Annotated in this window: 15 protein-coding genes and 1 pseudogene; 11 read left to right on the forward strand and 5 right to left on the reverse strand. The window is 69.2% G+C overall.

Annotated elements, in window-relative coordinates:
* The first annotated feature begins 322 nt into the window (after positions 1–322).
* The 7 genes and pseudogenes from dnaK to KILIM_RS13130 all read left to right on the forward strand — a co-directional run bounded on the left by dnaK (position 323) and on the right by KILIM_RS13130 (position 8299).
* Positions 323–2254, forward strand: coding sequence for a molecular chaperone DnaK (gene dnaK, locus KILIM_RS13100; protein ID WP_006593186.1), 1932 nt, complete (start codon positions 323–325; stop codon positions 2252–2254).
* 221 nt (positions 2255–2475) lie between these two features.
* On the forward strand, positions 2476–3189 hold the full coding sequence (gene grpE / locus KILIM_RS22455) for a nucleotide exchange factor GrpE (protein WP_006593187.1): 714 nt from the start codon (positions 2476–2478) through the stop codon (positions 3187–3189).
* A gap of 102 nt (positions 3190–3291) precedes the next feature.
* Entirely contained in the window at positions 3292–4365 is a 1074-nt protein-coding gene (locus tag KILIM_RS13110) for a DnaJ C-terminal domain-containing protein (RefSeq protein WP_006593188.1), read from the forward strand.
* Positions 4365–4820 (forward strand): heat shock protein transcriptional repressor HspR, encoded by a 456-nt coding sequence (locus tag KILIM_RS13115; RefSeq protein WP_006593189.1) that lies wholly within the window; start codon positions 4365–4367, stop codon positions 4818–4820. The genes KILIM_RS13110 and KILIM_RS13115 overlap by 1 nt, the downstream gene beginning before the upstream one ends.
* Before the next feature lie 89 nt (positions 4821–4909).
* Positions 4910–5949, forward strand: a pseudogene (locus tag KILIM_RS13120) (NAD(P)-dependent alcohol dehydrogenase).
* A 185-nt stretch (positions 5950–6134) separates the two neighbouring features.
* Positions 6135–7565 (forward strand): NCS1 family transporter, encoded by a 1431-nt coding sequence (locus KILIM_RS13125; RefSeq protein WP_006593191.1) that lies wholly within the window; start codon positions 6135–6137, stop codon positions 7563–7565.
* Entirely contained in the window at positions 7565–8299 is a 735-nt protein-coding gene (locus KILIM_RS13130; protein ID WP_006593192.1) for an aspartate/glutamate racemase family protein, read from the forward strand. The genes KILIM_RS13125 and KILIM_RS13130 overlap by 1 nt, the downstream gene beginning before the upstream one ends.
* Before the next feature lie 59 nt (positions 8300–8358).
* Here the strand turns inward: KILIM_RS13130 and KILIM_RS13135 are convergent, their stop codons facing one another.
* A complete protein-coding gene (locus KILIM_RS13135; RefSeq protein WP_006593193.1) occupies positions 8359–9363 on the reverse strand; it encodes a GlxA family transcriptional regulator in 1005 nt (334 codons plus the stop codon).
* 119 nt (positions 9364–9482) lie between these two features.
* On the opposite strand from KILIM_RS13135, the gene KILIM_RS13140 reads away from it, so the two are divergent.
* From KILIM_RS13140 to KILIM_RS13150, 3 genes are read left to right on the forward strand one after another with little or no spacing between them, the layout of a single operon-like run.
* Positions 9483–10352 (forward strand): NAD(P)H-dependent oxidoreductase, encoded by an 870-nt coding sequence (locus KILIM_RS13140; protein WP_006593194.1) that lies wholly within the window; start codon positions 9483–9485, stop codon positions 10350–10352.
* On the forward strand, positions 10336–11013 hold the full coding sequence (locus KILIM_RS13145; protein ID WP_006593195.1) for an FMN-binding negative transcriptional regulator: 678 nt from the start codon (positions 10336–10338) through the stop codon (positions 11011–11013). The genes KILIM_RS13140 and KILIM_RS13145 overlap by 17 nt, the downstream gene beginning before the upstream one ends.
* Positions 11010–11381, forward strand: a complete 372-nt coding sequence (locus KILIM_RS13150; protein ID WP_006593196.1) for a cupin domain-containing protein — start codon at positions 11010–11012, stop codon at positions 11379–11381. The genes KILIM_RS13145 and KILIM_RS13150 overlap by 4 nt, the downstream gene beginning before the upstream one ends.
* Positions 11382–11400: 19 nt before the next feature.
* On the opposite strand, the gene KILIM_RS13155 is transcribed toward KILIM_RS13150, so the two are convergent.
* Together KILIM_RS13155 and KILIM_RS22460 are read right to left on the reverse strand one after the other, a co-directional pair.
* On the reverse strand, positions 11401–11766 hold the full coding sequence (locus KILIM_RS13155) for a DUF2784 domain-containing protein (RefSeq protein ID WP_006593197.1): 366 nt from the start codon (positions 11764–11766) through the stop codon (positions 11401–11403).
* Between the two features lie 38 nt (positions 11767–11804).
* Complete coding sequence (locus KILIM_RS22460) at positions 11805–12506, reverse strand: alpha/beta fold hydrolase (RefSeq protein WP_006593198.1); 702 nt, start codon at positions 12504–12506, stop codon at positions 11805–11807.
* Positions 12507–12759: 253 nt separating this feature from the next.
* On the opposite strand from KILIM_RS22460, the gene KILIM_RS13165 reads away from it, so the two are divergent.
* On the forward strand, positions 12760–13983 hold the full coding sequence (locus tag KILIM_RS13165) for an RtcB family protein (protein ID WP_006593199.1): 1224 nt from the start codon (positions 12760–12762) through the stop codon (positions 13981–13983).
* A gap of 250 nt (positions 13984–14233) precedes the next feature.
* Here KILIM_RS13165 and KILIM_RS13170 read toward each other — a convergent pair whose 3' ends face one another.
* Complete coding sequence (locus KILIM_RS13170; RefSeq protein ID WP_051988786.1) at positions 14234–15493, reverse strand: NRAMP family divalent metal transporter; 1260 nt, start codon at positions 15491–15493, stop codon at positions 14234–14236.
* 417 nt (positions 15494–15910) lie between these two features.
* Positions 15911–16363 (reverse strand): HNH endonuclease signature motif containing protein, encoded by a 453-nt coding sequence (locus tag KILIM_RS23340; protein ID WP_006593201.1) that lies wholly within the window; start codon positions 16361–16363, stop codon positions 15911–15913.
* Positions 16364–16494: the final 131 nt, after the last annotated feature.

Here is a 16494-nt window from a genome sequence, read left to right on the forward strand (position 1 = left end):
TCCACCTCGCGACAAGATCCCCGGACAACGACACGCCGACGACAAGAAACCTGGACAACGACAAGTTACGGCGGAACCTACACCGCACGACGCCAGAAACTCCTCCCGGATCTGGGAATGATCCCCCGCATACAAGAGTTGAGTCGAGTAAGCGCAACTTTGCAGAGCCTCCACTTGACACCGGCCGTGCGGCCGACGAGATTGAGCGACGGCACCGCAACTTTGCGGCGGACAGCTCAGACCACCAGATCTGGCCGGCACGCGTCAGCGATCGACGCGCGCGTGCCGGGCAGCCACCTCACCAACAAGGGAGCATCACCACATGGCTCGTGCAGTAGGCATCGACCTCGGCACCACCAACTCGGCCGTCTCTGTCCTCGAGGGCAACGAGCCGACCATCATCGCGAACGCCGAAGGCGGTCGCACCACCCCGTCCGTCGTCGCCTTCAGCAAGAACGGCGAGGTTCTCGTCGGCGAGATCGCCAAGCGCCAGGCGGTCACCAACGTCGACCGCACCATCCGCTCGGTCAAGCGCCACATCGGCACCGACTGGAAGTCCGAAGACATCGACGGCAAGAAGTACTCGGCGCAGGAGATCAGCGCCCGCACGCTGATGAAGCTCAAGCGCGACGCGGAGAGCTACCTCGGTGAGCCTGTCACCGACGCGGTCATCACCGTCCCGGCGTACTTCGACGACGCCGAGCGCCAGGCCACCAAGGAGGCCGGCGAGATCGCAGGCCTCAACGTGCTGCGCATCGTCAACGAGCCGACCGCGGCGGCCCTGGCCTACGGCCTCGACAAGGGCAAGGAGGACGAGCTCATCCTCGTCTTCGACCTCGGCGGCGGCACGTTCGACGTCTCCCTCCTCGAGGTCGGCAAGGACCCGGAGGACGGCTTCTCCACCATCCAGGTGCGCGCCACCCACGGTGACAACAAGCTCGGTGGCGACGACTGGGACGACCGGATCGTCAAGCACCTGCTCACCACGGTGAAGAACAACACCGGCGTCGACCTGGCCAACGACAAGATCGCGATGCAGCGTCTGCGTGACGCCGCGGAGCAGGCGAAGAAGGAGCTCTCGACCGCGACGAGCACCAACATTTCTTTGCAGTACCTGTCGATGAGCGAGAACGGCCCGATCCACCTCGACGAGACGATCACCCGTGCGCAGTTCGAGAAGATGACCCAAGACCTGCTGGACCGCTGCAAGGCGCCCTTCCACCAGGTCATCAAGGACGCGGGTATCTCGGTCAGCGACATCGACCACGTCGTCCTCGTCGGTGGCTCGACCCGCATGCCGGCCGTCACCAACCTGGTCAAGGAGCTGACCGGCGGCAAGGAGCCCAACAAGGGCGTCAACCCCGACGAGGTCGTCGCTATCGGCGCCTCGCTGCAGGCCGGCGTTCTCAAGGGCGAGCGCAAGGACGTCCTCCTCATCGACGTCACCCCGCTGTCCCTGGGCATCGAGACCAAGGGTGGTCTGATGACCAAGCTCATCGAGCGCAACACGGCCATCCCGACCAAGCGCTCCGAGGTCTTCACGACCGCGGACGACAACCAGCCCTCGGTGCTCATCCAGGTCTTCCAGGGCGAGCGCGAGCTGGCCAGCGCCAACAAGCCGCTCGGCACCTTCGAGCTCACCGGCATCGCACCCGCCCCGCGCGGCGTGCCGCAGGTCGAGGTCACCTTCGACATCGACGCCAACGGCATCGTGCACGTATCCGCCAAGGACCGCGGCACGGGCAAGGAGCAGTCGATGACGATCTCCGGTGGCTCCGCGCTGCCGAAAGAGGAGATCGAGCGCATGGTCAAGGAGGCCGAGGCGCACGCCGAGGAAGACAAGAAGCGTCGCGAGGAGGCCGAGGCCCGTAACACGGCCGAGCAGGTCGTCTACTCGACCGAGAAGTTCCTCGCCGACAACGGTGACAAGGTTCCCGCGGACACCAAGACGCCCGTCGAGGAGGCGCTGGCCGACCTCAAGGCCGCACTTGCCAAGACCGGCGACGAGGCTGCCTCGGCCGAGGACCTCAACGCCAAGGTGACCAAGCTCAACGAGGTCAGCCAGGCGATGGGCTCGGCGATGTACGCCGCCGCTCAGGCCGAGCAGCAGGCCGGAGAGGGTGCCCAGCCGGGCCCCGACGCCGGCACCCAGTCCGGTCCGGCCGGCGAGAAGAGCCCCGGTAGTGACGACGATGTCGTCGACGCCGAGGTCGTCGAGGACGAGCCGCAAGACAAGACCCAGGACAAGAAGTGACCTGATCGGCGATCGGCGGGGCCGTCGGCATCAGTGCCGGCGGCCCCGCTGCCGAAGGGACACTAGAGCACCTGGGAGACATCATCGACAGCCATGACGAGCAGGCGCGCTACGTCGTCCGCGACAAGCGCCGCCTGGATCCGCACACTGGAGACCTACGCGACGGTGCCACCGGCACCGCGCAGACCCGAGCAACCAACGACGCGCAGGAGGCAGCGAGCATGACCGACGGCAATCCGCGCTCCAGCGGCGACGACGCCTTCGGCGGTGCCGTGGGCGACGACCTACCTGGACGCCAGCACGAAGAGGCCGAGCCGGCAGCCCCCGGCGGTTGGCCCGGCGAAGACGAGCGGGGACACCGCCCGACCTCTCCGGCTCACAGCCACGCCTCCGCGGCGGCCGCGCGGGCCGCCTACGCCGACGCACCCAAGGGCAGCGACCCGGCGCGCAAGAGCGCGACGACAGAGCAGCCGGAGCCGGCCGGTGACGCCGACGGCCAGCACCCCGACACCGTGCTCGCGACCGAACTGCGGCAGGACCTGCAGCGGTTGCAGGCCGAGTACGTCAACTACAAGCGGCGCGTCGACCGCGACCGCGATGTCGCCAAGCAGCGCGCTGTCGCCGGCGTCGTCGAGGCGATGCTGCCGGTGCTCGACGAGGTTCACCTCGCGCGCCAGCACGGCGAGCTCGAGGGCGGGCCGTTCGCGAAGATCGCCGAGAAGCTCGAGGCGATCCTCGGCAAGTACGGAGTGCAGCGCTACGGGCAGCCGGGCGACGCCTTCGACCCGATGGTCCACGAGGCCGTCATGCACACCCAGGCCGAGCTGGCTCCGGGCACGACCACGACGACCGTCGTGCAGGTCATGCAGCCGGGGTACAAGATCGGTGACCACGTGGTGCGCGCGGCCCTGGTGGCCGTGGCGGACCCGACCTGAGCACCACCACCTGCGCCCCGCCGGGCCCGGTCCCAGTGACCGGGCCCCGGCGGGCAGGCGCAGCAACCACACACATTCCTGCGATCAGCGAAGGAGGGGACATTGGCCAGTCAGGACTGGTTCGAGAAGGACTTCTACGCCGTCCTCGGGGTCGCGTCCGACGCTGACGCGAACGCGATCAAGAAGGCGTACCGCAAGCTGGCCCGCGAGTACCACCCGGACAGCAAGCCTGGTGACGCCGCGGCCGAGAAGAGGTTCAAGGAGATCGGGGAGGCCTACGCGGTGCTCTCCGACGCCGAGCAGCGCAAGCAGTACGACGCGATCCGCGCGATGCGCAGCGGCGGGCCCCGGTTCACCGCCGGTGGTCCGGGCGGAGGCGGCAACGCCGGCTTCGAGGACATCTTCTCCAACCTCTTCGGTCAGGGCGGCGCCCAAGGCGATCCGCGGTTCGGGACGCCCGGTGGGCAGCCCGGCGGCCGCGCCTACGCCGGCGAGGCCCCCGACCTGGAGGACCTGCTGTCGATGTTCGGCCAGCAGGCCGGGCACGGCGGGGCCGGAGGCGGGTTCGCCGGTACCCGCGATCGTGCCGGCAGCTACGGCGGGGCCCGCCGGGCTCCGCGCAAGGGCCGGGACGTGCACGCGACCGCCACGATGAGTTTCCGGCAGGCCGTGATGGGCGACACCGTCCGCGTCAACGGGGTCGGTGGCAAACCGATTACCGCGCGCATCCCCTCGGGGGTCAAGGACGGCGCCACGATCCGGCTCGCCGGCAAGGGCGAGCCGGCCATGACCGCCGGGGCGCCCGCCGGTGACCTGCTGCTGAAGATCTCCGTCAACCCGCACTCGGTGTTCACCCGCGACGGTGACAACCTCGTGGTCGACCTGCCGGTGACCTTCGCCGAGGCCGCCCTCGGCGCCACCGTGGCGGTGCCGACGCTCGATGGCACCAACGTCAAGGTCAAGATCGCGCCGGGTACCCCGTCGGGGCGCACGCTGCGCGTCAAAGGCCGCGGCGTGCCGAAGAAGGACGGGGCCGGCGACCTGCTGGCCCGGGTGCTGGTGCAGGTGCCGCAGCGGTTGGACGAGGCCAGCAAGGCCGCCGTTGAGACGCTGCAGCGGGCCGACGCGGGCCACGATCCGCGCGCCGAGGTGTTCCGCAAGGCAAGGAGCGACTGATGATGGCGCCCGCCCGCGGATTCACCCACGACGACGACGCCCCGGTGTTCGTCATCTCGGTGGCGGCCGAACTGGCGGGCATGCACGCCCAGACGCTGCGTCAGTACGACCGGCTCGGCATCGTCACTCCCTCGCGCACCCGCGGCGGCGGGCGGCGCTACTCCTCCCGCGACATCGCGCGGCTGCGCGAGGTGCAGCGACTCTCCCAAGACGAGGGCGTCAGCCTCGCCGGCATCCAGCGCATCCTGGCGTTGGAGTTGCAGGTCGACGCGATGCGCGGGCGACTGGCCGAGCTGGAGGCCGAGAACGCGCAGCTGCGCGCGGCCGCGCACCACACCCAGCGGGTCTTTGCTGCCGGGCGCGCCGGCGACGTCGTCGCCGTGCGCGCCGGGCAGCGGCCCTCCCGCCCCGCCGCCCGCTCCCAGGCCCTGGTCGTCTGGCGCCCGGGCGAGTGATGGGGGCTTGGGCGGTGCCCGGTCGGGCCGCGCGCCAGGCGTAGCCTGAGGCCGACCACCTCCCAGTCTCAAGCCCGAGGGGAATCTCCATGCAGGTCAATGCCATCGCGGCGCTCGCCCCAGACGCTCCGCTGGAGCGCACGACGATCGAGCGGCGCGAGGTCGGCGAGCACGAGGTGCTCATCGACATCAAGTTCGCCGGCATCTGCCACTCCGACATCCACACCGTGCGCGCCGAGTGGGGCTCGATCGAGTACCCGATGGTCGTCGGGCACGAGATTGCCGGCGTGGTCAGCGCCGTCGGTTCCGGCGTCACCAAGTACGCCGTCGGCGACCACGTCGGCGTCGGCTGCTTCGTCGACTCCTGCCGCGAGTGCGTGAACTGCCGCGCCGGGCTCGACAACTACTGCCTCAAGGCAACGTCGGCACCTACAACGGCACGGGCCGCGACGGCCTGCCCACCGCCGGCGGCTACTCGACGCATCTCGTCGTCGACGAGAACTACGTGCTGCGCATCCCGGCCAACCTGCCGTTGGACGAGGCCGCGCCGCTGCTGTGCGCCGGCATCACCACCTACTCCCCGCTGGCCCATTGGGGTGCCGGGCCCGGTAAGCAGGTCGCGGTCATCGGCCTCGGCGGGTTGGGCCACATGGGCGTCAAGCTCGCCCACGCGATGGGTGCGGAGGTCAGCGTGCTGTCCCAGTCGCTGAAGAAGCAGGAAGACGGCCTGCGCCTGGGCGCCGACCACTACTACGCGACCTCCGACGAGTCGACGTTCCAAGACCTGCGGGGCCGCTTCGACCTCATTCTCAACACCGTCTCGGCCAACCTCGACCTCAGCCAGTACCTCAAGCTGCTGAAGACCGACGGGGCCCTCGTCGAGCTCGGCGCCCCCGAGCACCCCATGGAGGTGCCGGCGTTCGCGCTCATCACGCAGCGGCGCACGCTGGCCGGGTCGATGATCGGCTCCATCGCAGAAACTCAGGAGATGCTGGACTTCTGCGGCGAGCACGGCATCGGTGCGGAGGTCGAGGTGATCTCCGCCGACCAGGTCAACGAGGCCTACGAGCGGGTGCTGGGCTCCGACGTGCGCTACCGCTTCGTCATCGACACAGCGACCTTGGCTTGATGCCGGCCTGACCCGCACCCGACTCTCACGCGCGCCCGGCTGCACCAGATGGTGTGCAGTCGGGCGCGAATATATCTTCACCCATTGCGCCCTGATTTGGTGGACGCCGACGGTTATCCGTGCCAGATTCACAATCTAATGTGTTTCGTCGTCGGCGTGTGCGGTCGGCAGTTCTGGAGGGCGTTATGACATTGTCAAGCAGCGGCAACAATCACGTAACAAACCCATCTGGTGTCGATGTCGTCACCGACAAGGGCGTGGGTCAGGAGAGCCTGGCGCCGCAGCAGAAACGCATCATGGGCAAGGTCTCCTACCTGCTGGCCTGGCTCGGGGGGTGCGTCTCCATCGGTACCTTCACGATGGGATCGAGCCTGGTCGGCACGCTGAACCTCACCCAATCCGTCGTGGCCATGGCCATCGGCTGCTTCATCATCGGAGTCGGCCTGGCCGTCAACGGTGCTGCCGGCTACCGCTACGGCATCCCGTTCATGGTGCAGGCCCGCAGCGCCTTCGGCTTCTCCGGCACCCGCATCCCGGGGTTCATTCGGGCGGTGCCGGCCCTGGTGTGGTTCGGGTTCCAGAGTTGGATCGGCGCGGCCGCCCTCAACCAGGTCAGCGCCACCCTGTTCGGCTTCGACAATCTCGTGGCATTCTTCATCGGTTTCCAGCTGCTGCAGATCCTGCTGTCGATCTTCGGATTCCACGGAATCAAGTGGCTCGAGAACATCGGTGCCGCGTTCATTCTCGTGGCTTTGGTGTATATGTTCTTCAGCGTCATCAACCGGTACGGTGCCCAGATCCAGGAGTCGCTGGTCGCCACCGACGGCACGTGGGGGCTGCCGTTCTGGAATGCCACGATGCTCTTCCTCGGCATCTACGCCACGATGATGCTCAACGTCAGCGACTACTCCCGCGAGCACGCGCACGGCACCAGCCCGGGTCTGCTCGTGACGATCTACGCGATGTCGATCCTGCCGGTCACTGTGTTCATGGGGCTCATCGGCCTCATGGTTTCCAGCGCCACCGGCGTCGTCGACCCCATCCAGGTGTTCGCCAACGCCGTCGACAACACCCTGCTCATGGTGGTGACCCTGTTGTTCATCGCGTTCGCTCAGGTCACGACCAATGTGTTGAACAATGTCGTGCCGCCGACCTATGTGCTGATGGACGTCTTCAAGATGCCTTTCCGCGCGGCCGCCGTCGTCGTCGGATTCCTGGCATTCGCGACGTTCCCGTGGCTGTTGGTGCGGGACGAGTCGGCCGCCGGCCTGCAGGTCTTCGTGCAGACGTACTCGGCCTTCCTCGGCCCGATCTTCGCGGTGCTCGTGACGGACTACTACATCGTGCGGCGCCGCCAACTCGACCTGACCGCGCTCTACGACGCCGACGGTCCGTACCGCGGGGTGAACCCGGCCGCGCTGATCGCGACGGTCGTGGGGGTCGCGGTGGCCTTCGCCATCCCGGCGATCGGCTGGTACGCCAGCCTCCTACCCGCCGGCCTCACCTACTGGCTGCTCATGCGGCATTGGCCGGCCTGTCGTCGGTTCCTGCCCGCCGGTGACGCTGTGGCCGCTGGCAACGCTGTGGGTCACGGCGACCGTGACAGCGTGGCGTGATGCGCTTCCTCGTCGTCAACGTCAACACTACGGAGTCGATGACCGCCGCGATCGGTGCGGCCGCCCGCGCCGTGGCCGCGCCGGGCACCGAGATCGTCGCGCTGACCCCGTTCGTCGGAGCCGAATCGGTCGAGGGCAACGTCGAGAGCTACCTGGCCGCGATCGCCGTCCTGGACCGGGTGCTCGCCTACGACGGGCCCTACGACGCGGTGATCCAGGCCGGCTTCGGCGAACACGGCCGCGAGGGCCTGCAGGAGTTACTCGACGTGCCGGTCGTCGACATCACCGAAGCGGCTGCGCAGCTGGCGATGCTGCTCGGGCACCGCTACTCGGTGGTCACGACGCTGGACCGCACCGTGCCGCTCATCGAAGATCGGTTGCTGCTGGCCGGGCTGATGAGCCGGTGCGCCTCGGTGCGGGCTTCCGGCCTGTCGGTGCTGGAGTTGGAGGAGTCGCCGGAGCGGACCGTGCAGGTCATCGCCGCGCAGGCCCGCCGCGCCGTGCAGGAGGACCGGGCCGAGGTCATCGTGCTCGGCTGCGGCGGCATGGCCGGCCTGGCGGAGGCGGTGCACGACGCCACCGGGGGAGCTCCCGTCGTCGAAGGCGTCACCGCCGCAGTCAAACTCGCCGAGTCGCTGGTGTCCCTGGGGCTGAGCACCAGCAAGATGCGCACCTACGCACCCGCCCGCCCCAAGCGCATACGTCACTGGCCCCTGCACCAGCACCTGCGCTAGCCCACTTCTCGACGATCGGCGGGAGAGGCGGGGCGCTCTGCGGCGAAAAGGGGGCGGGGTCAGGAGGCAGGGGCGGCGAGGCTCGGGTCGCGGAAAGTCGTGCGGTAGGTCTGCGGGCTGACTCCGAGGCTCGCTCGAAAGAGTTGCCGGAAGGCCGCCCCGGAGCCGAAACCTGCCTGGGCGGCGATGCGATCGACCGTCAGGTCGGAGGTCTCCAGCAGCTCTCGCGCGCGCATAATACGCTGCTCACCGAGCCACTGCATGGGGGAGAGCGCGGTCTCCTCCCGAAACCGGCGCGTGAACGTGCGCTTACTCATCGCGCAGGTGCGGGCGAGCTCATCGAGCGTGATCGGACGGTCGAGATGGTCCAACGCCCATGCCCGGGCCCGGCTCACGTTCGATGACGCCGGCTCCGGCACCGGGCGCTGGATGTACTGCGCCTGACCGCCCTCGCGGTGCGGCGGGATGATCGTGCCGCGCGCGACTTCGTTCGCGACCGCCGCCCCGTGGTCGGAGCGGATCATGTGGATGCACAGGTCGAGCCCCGAGGCGACACCGGCCGAGGTCAGCACGTTGTGGCAGTCGGTGAAGAGCACCGTGGGGTCGAGATCCACCTGCGGGAACCGGCGCTCGAAGTCCGGGGCGTTCTTCCAATGGGTCGTCGCGCGGTGCCCGTCGAGGATCCCGGCGGCCGCGAGCACGAACGCGCCCGTGCAGATCGACGCGACGCGCGCGCCGGGCCGAATGGTCGCGAGAGCCTGGCGCAGCTCGTCCGAGATCCGGCCTTGGGTCTGTGGGTCGTAGTCCTCCGGTGCGGCCGGCACGATGACCGTGTCCGCCTCGCTCAGCGCCTCGGCGCCGTGGCGGACGTCGAGGCAGAAGTCGGCCTCCGCGCGCACCGGCCCGGGCTGCAGGGCCGCGGTCAGCACCTCGTACAGCGGCTCGCCGTCGATGGATCGTGCCTGGCCGAAGAGTCGATGCGGAATGCCGACCTCCAGGGGGATGACGCCATCGCGCACCAGCGTCACGATGCGGTGGCGGCCTGGCCCGGCGGGAGCGCTCATGGCCCGATTCTTGCACTATCTGGCCCGCGGGCCACTAGAACGGGGGCCTGGGCCGGACCCAAACTGGTTGCAGAGCGTGCGGCGAACCCGCGCATAGCGACTGACGAAAAGGAAACACCATGAAGATTCTCTGGGTGGTCGTATCCCCCGAGCAGCAGTCCCTCACCCACTCTCTGCACCGCGAGGGCCTGGAGGCGCTGCAGGCGCAGGGCCACGAAGTGCGGGTGTCCGACCTGTACGCGATGAACTTCAACCCGCTCGTCACCGCTGCCGACTACGGTCACGACATCGACGGCCCGCTGCGCGTCGGCGGCGAGTCGCAGAAGGCCTACGAGGGCGGCACGCTCGCAGCCGACATCGTCGCGGAGCAGGAGAAGCTGGCCTGGGCGGACGCCGTGATCTTCCACTTCCCGCTGTGGTGGTACGGCATGCCGGCGATGCTCAAGGGCTACTTCGACCGGGTCTTCGTGCAGGGCTACGCCTACCGGGTGCGCGACCCGCACGACCGGCGCCGCACGCTGCGCTATGGCGAGGGAAACATGGCCGGCAAGCGGGCCCTGGTCATCACCTCCTGCGGCAGCGCCGACTACGCCGTCGGGCCGCGGGGGATCAGCGGCCAGCTCGACGAGGTGCTCTTCGGGCTGCTGCACGGCACCCTCTGGTACACGGGCTTCTCCGTGCTGCCCCTGGTCTGCATCGACAGCGCCGACCGCCTGGGCGAGCACGGCTACGCGAACGCCGTGAACACTGTGCGATCCGCGGTCACCGCGATCGAGGAGACCGACCCGATCGCCTACCGCTTCCAGAACTTCGGCGACTACGACCGCGACGTCCTCAAGGACGACATCCTGCCCGGCCAGACCGGCCTGAGCATCCACACAAAGACGCCCGTCGAGATCGCCACCGACATCGCGACCGACATCGCGACCGACATCGCGACCGAGATCGCCACCGAGTACGAGGAGACCCTCTGTGTATCAGCCCGTTGAGTTCCGCGACGACGCGGCGGAGCGCGCCTACGACCACGTGCGGCGCAACCCGTTGGGCATCCTGGTCAGCGCCGGCACCGGCCTGGCGGCCACTCACACTCCGATGCTCGTCGACGACGAGGCGGCTCCCACGGGGCTCGTCGGCCACTGCGCCATCCGCAACGAGGCGCTGACGAGCCTCGAGGACGGCGCCCGGGTGCTCGCGATCTTCCCCGGAGCCCACGCCTACGTGCATCCCAGCCTGTATCACGTGGACCGCAGCGCCCCGACGGTCAACTACACCGCCGTGCACGTCTCCGGCACGTTCCACCGCGCCACCGATGCCGAGCTGCACACAATCCTGAAGCGCACCGTCGCCCAGTTCGAGAGCGACCAGCGTCCGGGCAGCAAGGCGTGGACGGTCGCGGACCTGGCGTCCGGCCAGTACCGCTCGATGATCCGCGGGATCATCGGGTTCCGGATCGTCGCCGATCGCGTTGAGGGCGGCTACAAGCTGAGCCAGAACAAGGCGGGCGACGACGTGCGGTCCATCGAGGCCTCGCTGGCCGGGTCGGGCGACAGCAACGACCACGCCGTTGCGCAGGAGATGCGGGCGACCGGGATGATCGGCCGCACCGGCCCCTCCAGCACCGACCCCAACGTCTGGCTGGGCCCGCTGTGAACGCGCCCACGACGTCGGGTGCCTTCGCCGTCGCCACGACCGACGTGGAATTGCAGCTCAGCGAGCAGATCCCCGGACGGATCCTCGCCGGCGCGCCACGGCCCAGGTCCGGGCTGATGTGGCGCAGCGACGACGGCCTGCTGGAGCGCGGCGTGTTCGAGGCCGACCCCGGTGCCTTCTCCTTCACGTTCGGTTGGGAGGAGTACTTCGTGGTGGTGGCGGGGCGCGCCACCGTCGAGCTCAGCACCGGGCAGGTGCTGGAGCTGGAACCCGGTGTCGCCGGCGCCTTCTTTCCCGGAGACGAGACGACGTGGACCATCCACGAGACCTTCCGCAAGGGCTTCCACTGCGACCTGCGCGCCGTGTGACCCGGCGCGCCCATTGGGGTCAGGGCTTGGGCGCTCGGGTGACGCGGGCGGCCAGGCCGATCCATGAGGCGAGCACGATCACCGCGACGCCGGCCTGGATGAGCTCGAGGTGCTCGGCCGGATACACGACTCCGGTGAGGTAGTGGTCGATGAAGCCGGAGGAGGTGAGCGTCTGCCCTCCGGCCATCGAGCGCCCCCAATTCTCCAGATCCGTGAGGGGGCAAGGGAATCCGAAGACGACCGTGCCGCCGCCCCAGGCCGCGGCGGCCAGGTGCGGCCAGATCAGCCAGCGCCACCGCCAGGCCAGGAAGCCGCCGACCACGAGAAACACCAGGAAGCCGAAGTGCGCCGTCATCGCGGCGTCGGCGATGAGCCGGTAGATCACTGCGGCGCTCCTCTCCGGGTCGGCGGCGCTCGGCGCGGTCAGCCGGGCAGGGGGTGGCCGAGGAAGTCGTAGAGCAGGGCGTTGAAGGTCGGCGTGGCGTCGCGCATGACGTCGTGGCCGGCGCCCTCGACGATCTCCAGGCGAGCGCGGGGGATGGCCGCGGCCATGTGCTTGGCGGCGGGCTGGTTGGGGCGGTCCCGGGAGCCGTAGACGACGAGGGTCGGGCAGCGGATCTGGTCCAGCGAGCCCTGAGCGTCGAACTGGCTGCCGTCCCGCAGCGCCTCCATCAGGTTTTCCTTGCTGACGCCCTGGGCCGCGAGCCGCCGCTTGGAGACGAACTTCAGCGCCACCCGCTGCAGCTGCATCACGGCCTTGGGCGGGCGCGCCTGCCCGGCGACCAACACCAGGTGGGAGACCGAATCGGGGTCGTCGAGCGCGCATTGCAGGGCGACCATCGCGCCCAGGGAGTGCCCCACGAGCGCGCCGGTGCTCACCCCGTCGAGCTGCCGGCTCAGCAGCACGTCGCCGACCGCCCCGGCGAGGGTGAACTCGTCGTTGCCGCCTGGGCGCATCCCCTTGAGCCAGGGCGCGACGGCCGGCAGGTCCCGCGGGAGCTTCGACACCTGCTCCTCCCACGACAGCGGCGACCCACCCAGCCCGTGCAGGAACGTGACATGGCGGGCGGGCTCGTGCCCTGGGAGATCGGGGGTCTGCGGCCAGGGGGAGTCGTCGGTGGGCATGCCCCCGATCCTGACACGCCCGCCGCTTCCCGGCAGCGGGCTAGTGCCGCGAAGCGCGCGCCTGGCCCCACCCGTGCCGCCCGAAGCTTGGCTCCCATTCTCGACGGTCGCGCCCGCTGCGTTGCGTTGCTGTCGCGACCACAACGCAACGCAGGGAGCGCAACGGTCGGCGGCCCGGGGCCGCGGCGGGGCGGCGGCGGCGCGAGCGGCAGCGCCGAAAACCAGGTGACTCGGCCTGGGGCGCTGCGCACACTTGGTCCTCGTGACTACTGTCCAGTTTCCGACCGACCTGCCGCACTCCTCCGGGGCCGCTGTTGCCATGTGGGCTGACCCGGCCGACATCGAGCCCGCCGCCCAGGAGCAACTGCGCAATGTCGCGGCGCTGCCCTGGACGCACCGCCTCGCCGTCATGCCCGACGTGCACTTCGGCAAGGGCGCCACGGTCGGCTCGGTCATCGCGATGCACGGGGCGGTCAGCCCGTCCGCGGTCGGCGTCGACATCGGGTGCGGGATGGCCGCGGTGCGCACCAGCCTCACCGCCTCGGACCTGCCCGACGACCTGGGACCGCTGCGTTCGGCGATCGAGGCGGCGGTGCCGGTGGGCTGGAACGCCCACGACGGGCACGCCGACGTACGGCACGACCCGGGGCTGACCTCTCGAGTCGATGAGCACCTGCGGGGCTTCGGCTCGTTGCGGGCGCCGGGCATCGGTGAGCGGCACGGTCGGGCGGTCGCGCAGTGCGGCACCCTCGGCGGCGGCAACCACTTCATCGAGGTGATGCTCGACGAGGCGCAGGCCGTCTGGCTGATGCTGCACTCCGGGTCGCGCAACATCGGCAAGGAGTTGGCGGACCGGCACATTTCCGCCGCCAAGGGGCTGGAGCACAACCTCGACCTGCCCGACCGCGACCTCGCGGTGTTCCTGGCCGGCACGCCGGAGATGGACGCCTACCTGCACGACCTGTACTGGGCGCAGACGTACGCGCGGCTCAACCGGGAGGTGATGCTTGCGCTCGTCGAGGATGTCGTGCGGGGCGCCTTCCCGGGTGTCGGCTTCGGGGAGCGGGTGACCTGCCACCACAACTACGTGGCGCAGGAGACCTACGACGGAGTCGACGTCATCGTGACTCGCAAGGGCGCGATCCGGGCGGGCCGCGGCGACCTGGGGCTCATTCCGGGCTCGATGGCCACCGGCTCGTACATCGTGCGCGGCCTGGGCAACGAGGCGGGGCTGTGCTCGGCGTCGCACGGCGCGGGTCGGCGGATGTCGCGCAACAAGGCGCGCAAGGCGTTCACGGTCGAGGACCTGGAGGCCCAGACCGCGGGCGTGGAGTGCCGCAAGGATGCCGGCGTGCTCGACGAGATCCCTAGCGCCTACAAGGATCTCGGGGCCGTCATCGCCGCGCAGACCCAGGGTGACTCGCCGCTGGTCGAGGTCGTCAGCAAGCTCGACACGATCGTCTGCGTCAAGGGCTGAGGTCCCGGACATGTCACGTGGCATGCCCGGGACCTCGGTCCGGCTGGCGTAGTCGCACAGCCGCGGCTTGCATTTGGGTTTGTGGTGAACTAATGACGTGCCCCCCTCGAAGCGCTCGGGGCGCTCAGCGTTGCCGCAGGTCAGCGCCCTGGGGTGGTCGACCCCCGGAGGGGCACGTCATTAGTTCACCCCCACAACAATCCGGCCGGGCCGGTCGAAGTCAGGCAGCGCCCGCATCGCGCCCGGGCGGTCAGCCCAGGAAGCCCAGGAGGTTGGCGATGAAGAGGGCCGTGAACCCGAAGAGGAACACGAACCCGGCGTAGGAGAGCCAGCGCAGCACCGGGGAGAGGTCGTGCCGGTCGCGCACGAGGGAGTAGTTGAGCCAGGCGAAGACCGGTGCGGTGAGGAAGGCGCTGATCATCGCGAACCGAAGCATCGTGGCCAGGGAGCCGCTCATCCAGATGATGATGGCCAGGCCGATGAGGGCGATGGCGATGATCCACAGGCTGATGGCTCGGCGCGACATCGCCGACTGGCCCCGCAGTAGGCGCACGGATTCGGCGCTGGCCCGCGCGTAACCGTCGACGACGGTGATCGTCGTGCCGTACATGGCGAAGAACGCGACGATCGTGATGAGGGGGATGGCCCAGGTGCCGATCGTGGCGCCGTACATGCCGATGAGCTGGGCGACGTACGCGCCGCCGACGGTCGGTACCTCGACGCCGGTGCCGTATTGCACGAGCGCGCCGAGCGCCACGAAGAACAGCGCGAGGATGGCCGAGACGATGTAGCCGGTGTTGAAGTCGAAGATGATGTCCTTGGGGTGCACCTTGCGGGCCTGCTGTTTGGCCTTGATCCACAGCGAGTTCAGCGCGGAGATCTCGATGGGCGCGGGCATCCAGCCCATGAGGGCGATGAGGAAGGCCAGGGAGGCCAGCGACCAGGGCGAGGGGCCCTCGAAGCCGGGCTGAGCCTGCGCGCCCTGGCTGGCGGCGAGGATGACGGCGATGACCGTCGTGATCGACAGCACGATGACGATCACCTTGCTCAGGGCGTCGAGCGCCTTGTACTTGCCGCCGAGCAGCAGGAGCAGCACCGATGCCATGACGATGCCGGCCAGTTCGGGCACCCCGATCGGCCAGCCCTCGGGGACCGCGTGCGCGAGGATCGCGGCGGTCAGCAACCCGACGCCGGCGGTCGAAATGACCGACGAGACGGCGCACAGGATGAAGAACACCCACAGGTACGCCTTGCCCTTCAGCGCGTATCCCTCGACCAGGCTGCGGCCGGTCTCGGCGGTGTACTGCGGCCCGAACCGGAAGAACGGGTACTTCAAGAGATTGGCGATGATCACCAATCCCACCAGTTGCCAACCGAAGACCGCCCCGGCCTGCGTCGAGGAGACCAAGTGCGAGGCCCCGATGGCGGCCGAGGCCATGAGGATGCCTGGTCCCAGCGCCGCGAGCCGGTTACGAGCGGGCGCGGGTGGTGGTTCCGTCTGTGTTGCCATGAATCGCAGAGTAGGGAGCGCCCGTGCACGCCTCCTAGACCCCGATCCACGGCTACATGGTGGATCGGCGGCAGGTGGTTCCAGGGCCCCATGTGCAGATGCGGTCTGCAGACAAGAGTGTGGATATATCGGGCCTGACCGAAATGCGACAGCGTGACAGCCGGATGATCCGCGTCAGGATGGGCGCCCGTCGGGCTTGTGCGGCGCGTCGCTCAGAGCCGCAGCCCCCTTTGATCGCATGGCGAGGTACTTCGCCGACGGGCGGCTCCTCGGAGGCGCGCGCTGCTTCGACCATGGAGTGCCGCTAGTGCCCGCCCGTCTCCAGAGGAGTCATGGTCGTGCCCAGCGTGGGCGCAATGGCCGCGCAGCGCCACTGCGATAGTGCGCCTGGGGTGCCTTCGCTGTCGCCCGCGCTTGCTACTGGGTGGTGACGGTGAGTGGGGCGCTGCTCAGCTTCTTACGTTCGGCCGGCTGGGCCGGAGTGCGGGCGTCTACGCCTATCGAGAGCGTCGGCCCGTCCATCGTCGTTGCCGCCGTCGCTGACGCAGTTGCCACTGTGGGCGTGGTCGTCGTTGTCGCGACCGCCGTCGTGTTCCCTGTCGCTGCTGTGGTCGTCGTGGTCGTGGTCGTCGTGGCAGGCGTCGCCGTCGCGGCAGGTGAGGTGTCGTTGTGGCGTGGTTGGTTGCCGATGGGGGTGCCGTCGGCGCGCGTCCAGGTGACCCCGGTGGGGGTGACTGTTCCGATGTGTCCGTGGCGGTGGATGACGGTGTGGTGGTGCCGGCAGACGCAGGCCATGTTCCATTCGGTGGTCGGTCCGTGGTTGGCCCAGTGGATGAGGTGGTGTCGGTCCAGGCGGCCGGTATTCGGCACCCAGGGTAGGTGCAGGTTTTGTCTCGCAGCTCGAGTGCGGTGACCAGCCCGGGTTTGGCGAGTCGGTGGGCGTGGCCGAGGTCGAGGAGTTCGCTGCGGGTGCCGAGGACGGCGGGGATGATCTGGGCGTC

Source organism: Kineosphaera limosa NBRC 100340 (assembly GCF_000298215.1).
In the GTDB taxonomy this organism is placed as follows: domain Bacteria; phylum Actinomycetota; class Actinomycetes; order Actinomycetales; family Dermatophilaceae; genus Kineosphaera; species Kineosphaera limosa.